The following is a 12166-nucleotide window of genomic DNA, read 5'->3' on the forward strand; positions in this document are numbered from 1 at the left end:
CTCTCTATACCGCTGAAGGCTCTCTATACCGCTGAAGGCTCTCTATACCGCTGAAGGCTCTCTATGCCGCTGAAGGCTCTCTATACCGCTGAAGGCTCTTTTTTCGCCAAAAGAGCCATACCATTGTCCCCTTCCGGTAGGACAATTTTCACTTCGTAACCGCTGCCTAATGCCTCTTGCAACGGAGCTCCGTGCATATCCAACATGTGCTCCAGCACGAATTCGCGGTTACCATCGGGTCGAATCACTTCTATTTCATCCCCCAAACACAGTTTGTTTTTAACCGCCACGTGAGCCATTCTGCTGCCGGCGTCGTAATCCAGCACTTCACCCACAAAGCGCTGTTTACCGGTATTGGAGTAATTCTCCAGATAGTTTTGATACTCCTGGTCTGCATGGCGTTGATAGAATCCATCCGTATAGCCCCGGTTAGAAAGATTTTCCAACTGTGACCACAATAGCGGGTTGAAAGGCCGACCGGCCACCGCATCATCTATCGCTTGGCGATACACTTGGGCAGTCCGGGCAACATAATAATGAGACTTGGTCCGTCCTTCGATTTTGAGGCAATCCACACCCATTTCCACCAAACGATGAATATAGTGTACAGCGCGCAGATCTTTTGAATTCATTATATAGGTGCCGTGTTCATCTTCCATGACGGGCATATACTGTCCCGGCCGGTTCGCTTCCTCAATAAGATACGTGGCATCCGCCAAAGGATGACGCGCTTGCGGCTTCTCTTCGAATTGCGGAGCCGGTGCTTGCATCTGTGCCATAAAATCCACATTGAGTTTCTGGACATCATGACAGTCGTCGGTTTCACCGCTATGTAGATTGTACTGCCAACGGCAGGCGTTGGTGCAGGTTCCTTGGTTTGGGTCTCTATGATTAAAATACCCGGATAACAAACAACGCCCCGAATAGGCTACACATAACGCGCCGTGGACAAACACCTCCAATTCCACATCAGGACATAGTTGGCGAATCTCCGCGATCTCATCAAAGGACAACTCTCTGGACAATATGATTCGAGTCAGCCCCAATGACGCCCAGAAACGCACAGCCGCATAGTTCACCGTATTGGCTTGTACAGACAAATGAACAGGCATGTCCGGCCAGGTTTCGCGGATCATTAAAATCAAACCCGGATCGGCCATGATCAAAGCATCCGGTTGCATCGCAATAACCGGCGCCATGTCGCCTAAATAGGTTTTGACTTTGGCATTGTGCGGCATAATATTACTGGCCACATAAAACTTTTTCCCATGGGAATGGGCGTACTCAATACCCAAACCCAGGTTTTCCATGGTAAAACTGTTGTTTCGTACTCGCAAGCTGTAGCGCGGCTGCCCCGCATATACGGCATCGGCACCGAACGTAAAAGCATATTTCATGTGCTTAATGCTGCCCGCAGGGGAAAGAAGTTCTGGAACTTTCATGAGTCTATCTACACAGGAAGGGGTTTGCACCCGAAGGCGCTTAGTTTACCCTAAACAAGGGCGGGGGAGCAAAAGGACTATCCAGCCCGTTTAACCGGGGCTTTATCCATATAATGTAGTGCAAGAAAGTTCTCAAAATCCCTATACGGCAGAGGTTTACTGAACAAAAACCCCTGAACCAAATCACAGTGATTATCCAACAGGAATTTATATTGTTCTATGGTTTCTATGCCTTCGGCGATAATTCTTAAGTTCAGACTTTGTGCCATAGCTATGATGGTTTTTGCTAAAATGCCGCTATGTTCTAAACCATCGATTTCCTTAATAAAGCTACGATCAATTTTTAAGAAATCCACCGGGAGTTTTTGCAGAATACTCAACGAAGAATGCCCGGTCCCAAAATCATCGATATAAGTCAAAACACCCATTTCCCTGGCCTTACCCAACACGGCTAAAGTGTTATCGATGTTTTGCATGGCCAGACTTTCAGTGATTTCCAAACCCAAGGAGCTTGGTGGCAGACCTGTAGCGGCCAGCACTCGTTTTACATCCTCCAGAAAATCTTTCTTATTAAACTGAACCGGCGATACGTTAACACCAATGCGCAAGTGATCATAACCCATCGCATGCAGCTTTCGTGTTTCTTCGCAAGCCGTTTGCAACACAAAGTGGCCCAATGAATGGATCAGGCCGGTTTCTTCCGCCACCGGAATAAATTCCAGAGGTGAGACCAGACCCCGCCGCGGATGCTCCCAACGCAACAAAGCTTCCATACCCGCAATATCTTTGTCTTGTACCCGTATCTTCGGTTGATAGTAAACTTCAAATTCACCGCGCTCCATACCGCGACGCATTTCCGCCTCAATGGACAACCGATTACGCGCCAAGGTGTTCAATCCGGGAGAAAACATCAAACCCATGTTTCCACCCTGACGTTTAGCCTCATGACAAGCAGCCAATGCATCTTTTAACAGGGAATGCGCTGTCGTATCCGCCAGCGGAAACAGACAATGGCCGATGCTAACACTGGCAAAGATGTCAAATCCGTTAACGTAATATTGTTTATGTAACAACCCTAGAATTTGCTCCACATACCCGCTCACCGTATCCACATGGTCTATGTCTTCCAACAACACAGCAAAAGAAGCGCCATCCACATACGCCACTTTCACCCGCTCTGATTGCAATAAGTTTAGGTCTTCCGACACCAGTTTCAAAAGCCTGTCAAATCCCTGATGCCCCAGAACCGCCGTGTGCTCGCGAACGCGATCCAACTCAACAACTAACAGCGCATGCAAGTTTTCATCATCTTCCAGTTGCTCTAACATCATTTGAAAGTGATGACGATTGGGTAACCCGGTTACGCGATCATAGTTGGATTGATAATCGATGGTTTCCTGAGCCCTTCGCCTTTCGGTGATATCTTGTATGACACACGCGACACCTATGATATTGTTATAACTATCGCGCAAAGGCTCACCAAAATGGTGAACATAGCGTGTCTCCGCACCCACTTGCATCTCATGTTCCATGTGAAATTCAGAAGCATTGTGAATGGTCTGGCGCAAATGGGATTTGATACTTCCTGCATCTGACTCAGTAAAAAATGTCAAAAATTTTTCCAACGATTCGCTGTGGTTCAAACCCAGAATTTTTTCCAGGATTTCGGAAAAAACCAACTCATCGGTTTGCAGAAAGTATTCATAGTACCCCAGTTTTGCCAGCTTTTGGGCCCGAAACAACTGTGACTGTTTTTTTATCAGCTCTGCATAGAGCCGCTGCGTGCGTAAGGAATACTTCACCCGTTGGGTCAGTAACGACCAATTAACCGGTTTGGTGATAAAATCTGTTGCGCCGCATTCAAACGCCTTTTCCACTGATTGTACATCATTCAACCCGGTCAACAATAAAATGGGAACATGTTGCGCTCCCAGGGTATCACGAAGCTCTCGACATGCCGTATAACCGTCCATCTCGGGCATCATGACATCCATCAAGACCATGTCCGGTTTAAACTGTTCAAACTGGGACAAAGCTTCCACTCCAGTGGAGGCTTCTATGGTGTTGTAACCAACCTTCCCCAGGGTTTTAGCCAGCGTTTTTCGGGTAATATTGTCATCGTCAACGATTAACAAAGTAACCGCAGTCGGCTCGCTGATAGACTTGTCTAAAGGGGTACTCATCGCCCGGAACTGATTTTCTGCATCGCTTCTTTGGCTTTTTGAAACTCTGTTTCTACACTATGGATCAAGCCATCGAGGTCCTGACCCTGCTCCGCTTTGACCGTATCTTCCAGAACCTGGCAGGCGGCTGCGAAAGAACTGGCTCCCAAATTACCACCACAACCCTTGATTGTGTGGGTCACCATTGCCATTTCCTGCCAACGTTGACTCTTGGCCATTTCATGCAGACTTTCCAATTCCAATTGCACATCAGTTACAAATTCATCGAACAATTCAAAAACTTCATTTTCCAATGCCGCCACGAGCGCATCAATGGTATTGGGATCCAAAACAGGTAATGTGTTTTCACTCGATTGCATACGAGCCTCCGCTAAACTAGAGTTCCGAACGACGCGAGGTCCAAACCCCTAACGTTTGTTTCAGAAGATCCATCCGTACAGGCTTGGCCATATAGTCATCCATGCCTGCATTCAGGCATTTTTCTCTGTCCCCCATCATGGCGTTAGCTGTCAGAGCCACCACCGGAATACTTTGTGCTGTACCCCCTAATTTGCGTATTTGTCGGGTCGCTTCATAGCCGTCCATTTCCGGCATTTGGCAATCCATCAAAACCATCGCATAATCGTTGTTTTGTATTGCAACGACGGCGGCTTTGCCGTTTTCCACCAGATCAGCTTCATAACCCAGCTTTTTCAGCATACCCAGCACGACTTTTTGATTAATTCTATTGTCTTCCGCAACCAGGACTTTGCATGCCTTATCGCTCTTTACGTCACTCATAAATTCCACCAATTGACGCACTAAAACACTCCCACACTTTCCACGAATTACGATGTCGGTTGCACAATATGTTTGTGCTGCCTCTCAACGCTTATCGGTAAACCACCAAACCCTTTTATACTTTATTGAAAACAGTTTGTTAATTCGTGACCGATTGTAACAACAATGCAAAGAGTAGGACTTATCCCGACGTTTGTCGGCTATGTTGATCCAAAATGTGTACCACACAGGCAGTAAGTTTCTTCGCATAAGGGATATGTAAAAACTCATTGGGTCCGTGTGCGTTGCTCTTAGGACCCAGCACCCCGGTGATTAAGAACTGTGCTTCGGGGTAACTCTCCCCCAACATTGACATAAAAGGAATACTGGCACCTAAACCGGTATACGCGGCATCTTGCCCATAAAACAATGTCGACGCTTCAGAGTTGGCCTGCTGCAACCAGGGAGCCAATTCAGGAGCATCCCAGCCTTTACCCCCTTGATCAAATTCCACACTGACACGAGCGCTATAAGGCGAGTCTCGCGACAATTGCTGCTCGATCGCCGTTTTAGCCGTTTCCACAGTAACATTGGGAGGTAATCGAAAGGAAAGTTTAAAACGTGTATACGCCCGCAACACATTGCCTGCATCTTTTACGGCAGGAATACCATCCTGCCCCACCACACACACGGTGGGCTTCCAGGTATTGTTAAGCAACCTTTGCACAGGATCATCACTGACCGGCTCTAAACCGTCTATGCTACTAAACCCACCCAGCGCATCATTGCCGATCAAAGCGGCTGTTTGTTGCGCCTGATGCAATCTCGCCTCAGGTATCGGGCCATGCAACTCGGTGAGCAGTACTTCACCTGTGCGGGTGTCTTCCAATCGCTCCAATAATTCACGCATGATGCGCATGGAACAGGGCACAATGCCACTGGCTATGCCGGAATGGGTAGCCTCCTTCAGCACCTCCACCGTGACATTACAAGCCAACATGCCGCGTAACGATGTGGTAGACCATAAACGCTCATAGTCTCCCGTCCCCGAGTCCAGCGCAATCACCAAAGCCGGCACTCCGATGACGGATTCATAGTGGTGCAAATAGTCCGGCAAATGGGGTGAGCCACTTTCCTCGGAAAACTCTATTAAAATCACGATTCGCGCATGAGACCGCTTTAACCGCCGCAAGGCCTTAACCACCGCAACGGCGGCAAACAAGGCATAACCATCATCGGCGCCACCGCGGCCGTATAAGCGTCCTTGCTCGATAATAGGAATCCAGGGGCCGAAGCCCTCGCGCCAACCTTCCATCTCCGGCTGCTTATCCAAATGGCCGTACAGGAGCACAGTCTCTGTGTTGGCAGGATCACCGGCCGGTGGAATTTCCACCAGGATTAAAGGTGTTTTATTCGGAAGTGTCTCGGCATGCACTGTCCAATCGGCTTCAGCCTGATGTTCTAACCATTGCAGAGCCAAAGACCGCACATCTTCCATGTAGGGATGGCTTCGCCACTGAGGATCAAAGTCTATGGATAAGCAGGGAATTTTAATGTAATCCACCAAAGTGGGAACAATGAACGCATCCCAGAAGGTCTCTACAAAATCCAAAATGGATTCCTCGGGTTTATGGACCATAGCTATCCTTCAATACTGTTTCGGTACACACTTATCCACAGATGGAAAGGAAAAGTATATACCACAAGCGGGCTTGGCGACATTGCCAGTCGTGTAATAGGACAAATCGTGTTCGCTAATATCACAGCATGTGTGGTGATATCGAATCGAGGGCGGTTTGTACTTTTTGCACCGTTTCATAATCCACCGCGTGTTCCTGCGCCAGTTCGTTCCAGGCGGACACCGCCATGCGAACCTGGTCCACCACCTCCACTGCCGCGGCTTTTTTAATTCCATGCTCTTTGGCCAAGGCCAATACTGCCTGTAATTGCGGATGTTTTTCACCGCTAATGTCCATCGTATGCCATCCGGCAGCTCCGGCGGAATACACCACATCGTACGCCGGCGACAAAGACCAGCTACCGTTTGCATCCATAATGTAAGAAAAATTCTTGGCGTGATCGTCGCGATTGTAGGCCAAAATATTGAACACCATACGCCGAAATGCCTCTAACACCTCCTCGTGATTATGAGTCAAATGCTGGGTCACTTTCAGAAAATGTCCATAACTGATCTCCGGCTTGCGAAAATCGGAGTGCAACAAACCCGCCAAGGTATGTGTATGGACCCGCAGGTTACCCTGTCGGTCAAAACGCTTTATTGCAAAAAATTGATCCTGGCCGGAGCGTAACAGACGGGTTTCCGGCATATTGATCCCGGACTTTCTTGCCATGATGGAATATATATATTCCACAATTCCGACGCTTTTCGGTTCGCGAAAACCTCTAAACTTCACCACATAGTGTTCGTAGCCAGGCCCGATATCATAAACACCATACACCGCTGCATCGGTGCTGACATTTAAACCGATGAGCGCCTTAGGCCTGGCTCCACCCGGGGAGCCGCCTGCAACCACCACTTCTTTGACAACATGTTCTGTCTCCCCCTCCAAAATCAATTCCGACTCCCGCGCCAATTCCGCCAGATCCAGAGCCAATGACTGCCCGGGTTCAAACAGATCACTTTGCGGCTTATAAGACAAAGCGCCGATGGCGCGATCCCCCACATAGGCCAAGCGGGACAAAGGCGATATGGAATCGGGATCCAAGCCCTTACTGCGAAACACCCGATCCATCACCAACAAACCCCACCCATCGGGCAAGGAATCGTAAAACACCCCGGGCAAACCAAATAATTCCGATCGGCTGATTTGCTGGAAAAACTTTTGTCGCAGAGGTAATTTAAATGGGGAAATTTCCAAATTTCTTTGCCGAAACGACTCGTCGTATTCAAAGTAAATTTGACCCCGACTTTCCGCAAGCTCTCCCACCGGAAGTGATTCACCCCCCCGGCGCAATACCACACTTAATTTACTTATTTCGGTTTTCTTAGGCATGTTTTAGCCGGGTTTCCTTGGTAATTGCCAGCTCAGTCATTGCCAGGCCTGGATCGCCCCCGTTGCCGTCGCACCGCCCGCTGCTCCAACTCGGCAATTGAGCCTGTTTCAGGTAAAGGAAATAGTTTTAGAAAATCCTGCTGGCATTGCATGGCCATGGCCAGTAACAATATATTTTCAATGGTTATTTGGCCCGTGTTCTCAAATCGTTTGATGGTTGCCTCAGTAACACCGGATTGGTCTGCCAAATACGCACGAGACCAATTGAAGTGATCCAAGCGTAAACGTCGGAAACGTTGCGCCAACAATTGCATCAGTTCTTTATGCGAAATCATACTTACAGGTAATATATTATCCATAACATACCTTTTACTCTATTAATAGATAATATACTATCCATAAAAAAACCTGACGTCAAGTTGGGGAAATGTCCAAAACGCGCATCTGTTCACAAATCTGAAGCAAAACCTTTTGTAGACTTTTGGAAACGCCGTTATAGACGTTAACGGCCAAACCCATTTGTATTGAGAAACGCCATGCAAACGATCCTAGTACTCAACTCCAAAGGTGGCAGCGGTAAATCTACCGTAGCAACCAACCTTGCCAGCTATTATGCCGGCCAGGAATTTAAAACTGCCCTAATGGATTATGACCCTCAAGGTTCCAGCTTGCAGTGGTTAAAACTCAGACCGGTTTCCGCCAACTCGATTCATGGCGCTAATGCCGCCAAACAAAAAACCGGCATAATCCGTAGCTGGAAAATGAATGTCCCGACCGACACAGAAAAACTGATCATTGATGTCCCTGCAGGAGTAGAAGGTCTGTTATTGCAGGAAACGGTTCGCAAAGCGGATTGTATTGTGATCCCTGTGGGACCTTCCAGCATTGACGTTCACGCAACCGCAGATTTTATCCGTGATTTGCTCTTAATTGGCAAAGTCAGACAAACCAAAACCCAGCTGGCCGTATTGGCGAACCGGGTTCGCGCTTCCATGCCCATTTATGAACCTTTAGAACGGTTTTTAACCTCGTTGAAACTGCCGTTTGTTACGCGCTTATCCGATTCCGACAACTATATTCATGCGTACGCGCAAGGATTGGGTATCCATGAGCTAGACCGGGATACGGGCAAAGAACGGGAAGAATTTCAACCACTGATTAATTGGCTGAGCAACCCACTGAATAAATTAGTGTCGCCAAAATTGACCACCGCTCCCCGCAGCATCAACAAAGTGGCTAAAATTCAACCGCTACCGGGTATCCGTCTGTAATTCTGATACGTATTTAGCGCCCGAAAACTTTCTTTAGCAAATCCGTCGTCCGAGCCAAAGGCTCGGTTCGAATTTTTTTCTCCTGAACCGCAATTTTCGTAAACAACCCGTCCAGGGTTTTCTCCGTTACATACGCATCAATATCCGGCAAGTCTTTGGATAGAAAAGGATTGATTTTTTTCGCACGTTTTACCAATTTCTTGTATTTGGCAGTGACACCCGTCTGCCTAGTCGCATTTTGGACGATAGGGGAAATCAGTATGCGTAAACGAGCGCCCTTTTTTTCCCGAAAATACTCTGTGGCTTCATTATCTTTGCCTTTTAAAATACGCAAAGCATCACTCACCGTCATTGCCTGAATGGCATCCGCAAAAACCTTAAACGTGGTTGTCACCGCCGACTCCGCCGCCCGGTTCATGGTTTTCACAAAATCATCCGCCAGTTTTTCCTGCCCCAGCTTGCGCAACAGCTTTTCCGCTTTCTTCAGCTTTTCAGGCATTAAAATTTTCACACTGGCATCAGCAAAAAAACCATTATTTTTGCCCAAAACATCAACGGATTTACGTGCGCCAATATGTAAGGCTTGTTTCAATGCCTGGCTCACTTCTTTTTCACTGAGTGCAGCGGGTTTATTACGAACGGTTTCTTTAACGTCTTTAACTTCCTTTTTTACGCTATCAACCAAATCGCGCCACCCGGCATTGGCATCCATGGCAAACCATATCCCAAAGATCACGAACAACACCCGAACCGACACCATTGAGTCCTCCATTTATCCAGTTAAGCGCAGCACAGACGTCGGGCTGCAATTCGCGGGCCACCCCTACCACACATGAGCGGCTCCCATTCCAACAACAGCAATGGTAAACTGGGTGTTTTCGATGCAACACCAACCCTATGGTCAAACTACTCCGTCTAAAGCATTTTCCGCCCCCGCTATTGGAAAATGCTATCCATGTGTTCACTACCCAGATCACCGATCTGGCGCAGGAACCCCGGTTAAGTCAATACCTCAATGAAACAGAACAACAACGTGCCGCGCGCTTCTTAAATCCGGAACACGGTCGACGTTTTTCGCAGGTACGAGGATTATTACGAATGTGGCTCGGCACTTATTTGCAACAAAGCCCGCAAAGCGTTCAATTTAATTACAACCGCTACGGCCAACCTTCGGTGTCAGACAAGGACCGGCAAACACCCTTGTATTTCAATATTTCCCACTCCGGTGATATGGCAGCGTTTATATTTGGCACTGTAAGAGTCGGTATTGATGTTGAACAGCACAAACCCATGAAAAACCTGAACGGCATGAGCCGTTACATATCCCACCCGAAAGAATTGGCTGAATTTGAACAATTGGATGAGGAAGCCGCGTACACTGCGTTTTTTCGTCTCTGGACCCGCAAGGAGGCTTACATAAAAGCCAACGGACAAGGCCTCAGTATGGGTTTACGTTCCATATATATTGGCACACAGCGCGAGCCGGAAAGCCGGGTTGAATACAAGGACCGCATCCAATCCAATTGGCTTATAAAAGATTTGGCAATTCCCAGCACAAACGGTTTACCCTACCAACTGGCTGTAGCCATAGAACACAACATCTGATCACTTTCCACCCACACTACGGATACTGACAGCTTCACCGTATGCAAAATGTAAACACACAGCACCAAAACGTCTTATGCAAAGTACCGTAAGGATGAAACGCATTAGTGTGACCACCGCTTCCAAGCGATTAAGGTATTTACAGTATTGTTACCGCTCTTACTCTTCCCAATGATACCGTTGTTGAGTTATTGTTGCGCTACATTAGTGAGCATTTGTTTGATATGCATAAGCAGTTAGATCATCCCCAAGCCCTGCCCTCCGGCGTTGCGACTTTAGAGGAACCCGCGTTTACTCCTTCGGCTTTGATTCAGTGTGCCAGGCGTTTTCGACAAAGCTGTTGCGTGTTACAGGACGTACACAGTGGACACATGGGGGCCGCCTTATTGCGCCAATCCAGTGAAACAGGTTTTTCTAACGTGCAGACAGGTGCGCAAGATCGCTTTCAAACCTTGGGGCTTTTACCACCGTTGTATCCGGAATGGCTGGGAGATCGTTCCTTTAACGAGTTTCACAACGTACGTTTCCCCTATATCGCCGGGGAAATGGCCCAAGGTATTGCCTCCACCGATATGGTGATAGCTATGGCGCAGGCCAATATGCTGGCAATACTGGGGTCAGGAGGAATGGAGCTACACAAAATGGAACACAGCATTAAAACTTTAACAACCGCATTGGGCCCGAAAAAACCCTGGGGAGTGAACCTTATTCATTCGCCGCAAGAATCTTACATGGAACAACAAGCGGTTGACTGTTTTCTGACGCATCGGGTCCATACCGTTTCTGCTTCAGCCTTCATGCGTTTGAATGAGCACATTGTACGCTATGCTTGCAGCGGGCTGCACCGCGATCCATCCGGCAAACTGGTAAAACCCAACAAAGTGATCGCCAAAATATCCAGACCGGAAGTCGCATCGCAATTCATGTCTCCCGCACCGGATGTACTGCTTAGTAAATTACTGAAAAAAGGCTTGATCACTCACGCGGAAGCCACCTTAGCTCGAACCATTCCTATCGCCGAAGACATTACGGTGGAAGCCGACTCCGGCGGACACACAGATAATCGGCCCTTGACCAGCCTACTGCCCACAGTAGCCCTACTGCGCGATGAACTGACACAACGTTACGGCTACAGTACAAACATTCGCATCGGTGCAGCCGGCGGTATCGGTACCCCGACCGCAGCTGCCGCTGCATTCAGCCTGGGAGCCGCTTACATTGTAACCGGCTCCATCAATCAATCTTGCCGTGAAGCAGCTCAATCCGATTTGGTTAAACAAATATTGGCCCGGCAAGGCATAGCGGATGTCGCCATGGCACCGGCAGCAGATATGTTTGAAATGGGTGTAAAACTACAGGTGGCGAAGTGCGGCTCTTTATTTGCACCACGGGCCCTAAAGCTGTATGACTTATATCGCAGATACAACAGCCTGGAAGAACTTCCTGAAAAAGCTGTGGTCGACTTAGAGCAAAATATCTTTCGTTGCACGTTACAAGACGTTTGGCAACACACACAAGCATTTTGGCAACAGCGCCATCCCGATACATTAAGCAAAGCGTTACAAGATCCAAAATTTAAAATGGCATTGGTGTTTCGTTGGTACCTCGGTAAAAGCTCCCACTGGGCCAGACGTGGGGATATCAACCGGCAAACAGACTTCCAAATATGGAGCGGTCCTGCCATGGGCGCTTTCAATCAATGGTGTAAGCACTCTTTTCTGGAACACCCGGAGAACCGCACCGTTACACAAGTCGCCTACAACCTGATGGAAGGAGCGGCGGCAATTACCCGAGCCCACCAACTGCGCTGCTATGGGGTCCCCATGCCGGCACAATCCTACCAATCCGATCCCGTAGAATTAAAGTAGTATCGAGAAAATGTAACAGTAGAG

The 12166-nt window shown here is 48.1% G+C and carries 11 protein-coding genes; 3 read left to right on the forward strand and 8 right to left on the reverse strand.

What is annotated here, in order from left to right:
• Window positions 1-80: 80 nt before the first annotated feature.
• From yegQ to OEY58_14480, 7 genes are all read right to left on the reverse strand, one after another.
• On the reverse strand, window positions 81-1442 hold the full coding sequence (yegQ, locus tag OEY58_14450; GenBank protein ID MDH5326653.1) for a tRNA 5-hydroxyuridine modification protein YegQ: 1362 nt from the start codon (window positions 1440-1442) through the stop codon (window positions 81-83).
• A gap of 77 nt (window positions 1443-1519) precedes the next feature.
• On the reverse strand, window positions 1520-3625 hold the full coding sequence (locus tag OEY58_14455) for an EAL domain-containing protein (GenBank protein MDH5326654.1): 2106 nt from the start codon (window positions 3623-3625) through the stop codon (window positions 1520-1522).
• Window positions 3622-3984 carry an Hpt domain-containing protein gene (locus OEY58_14460; GenBank protein MDH5326655.1) on the reverse strand — a complete coding sequence of 121 codons (363 nt, stop codon included), beginning with the start codon at window positions 3982-3984 and terminating at the stop codon, window positions 3622-3624. Before OEY58_14460 ends, OEY58_14455 begins: the two co-directional genes overlap by 4 nt.
• 16 nt (window positions 3985-4000) lie before the next feature.
• Window positions 4001-4405, reverse strand: a complete 405-nt coding sequence (locus OEY58_14465) for a response regulator (GenBank protein ID MDH5326656.1) — start codon at window positions 4403-4405, stop codon at window positions 4001-4003.
• 181 nt (window positions 4406-4586) lie between these two features.
• The gene (locus tag OEY58_14470; GenBank protein ID MDH5326657.1) at window positions 4587-6023 is read right to left on the reverse strand and encodes a M20/M25/M40 family metallo-hydrolase; all 1437 of its coding nucleotides are present in this window, start codon (window positions 6021-6023) and stop codon (window positions 4587-4589) included.
• A 121-nt stretch (window positions 6024-6144) separates the two neighbouring features.
• Window positions 6145-7398: a type II toxin-antitoxin system HipA family toxin gene (locus OEY58_14475; protein MDH5326658.1), complete on the reverse strand. Its 1254-nt coding sequence runs from the start codon at window positions 7396-7398 to the stop codon at window positions 6145-6147.
• 32 nt (window positions 7399-7430) lie between these two features.
• Window positions 7431-7757, reverse strand: coding sequence for a helix-turn-helix domain-containing protein (locus tag OEY58_14480; protein MDH5326659.1), 327 nt, complete (start codon window positions 7755-7757; stop codon window positions 7431-7433).
• Window positions 7758-7934: 177 nt separating this feature from the next.
• On the opposite strand from OEY58_14480, the gene OEY58_14485 reads away from it, so the two are divergent.
• Window positions 7935-8669, forward strand: coding sequence for a ParA family protein (locus tag OEY58_14485; protein ID MDH5326660.1), 735 nt, complete (start codon window positions 7935-7937; stop codon window positions 8667-8669).
• A gap of 13 nt (window positions 8670-8682) precedes the next feature.
• Here OEY58_14485 and OEY58_14490 read toward each other — a convergent pair whose 3' ends face one another.
• Window positions 8683-9429, reverse strand: coding sequence for a DUF4197 domain-containing protein (locus OEY58_14490; GenBank protein MDH5326661.1), 747 nt, complete (start codon window positions 9427-9429; stop codon window positions 8683-8685).
• 137 nt (window positions 9430-9566) lie between these two features.
• Here OEY58_14490 and OEY58_14495 point away from each other — a divergent pair, with 137 nt between their 5' ends.
• On the forward strand, window positions 9567-10274 hold the full coding sequence (locus tag OEY58_14495) for a 4'-phosphopantetheinyl transferase superfamily protein (GenBank protein ID MDH5326662.1): 708 nt from the start codon (window positions 9567-9569) through the stop codon (window positions 10272-10274).
• 224 nt (window positions 10275-10498) lie between these two features.
• Window positions 10499-12142, forward strand: coding sequence for a PfaD family polyunsaturated fatty acid/polyketide biosynthesis protein (locus OEY58_14500; GenBank protein ID MDH5326663.1), 1644 nt, complete (start codon window positions 10499-10501; stop codon window positions 12140-12142).
• Window positions 12143-12166: the final 24 nt, after the last annotated feature.

Source organism: Gammaproteobacteria bacterium, from assembly GCA_029882975.1.
Taxonomy (GTDB): domain Bacteria; phylum Pseudomonadota; class Gammaproteobacteria; order SZUA-152; family SZUA-152; genus JAJDNG01.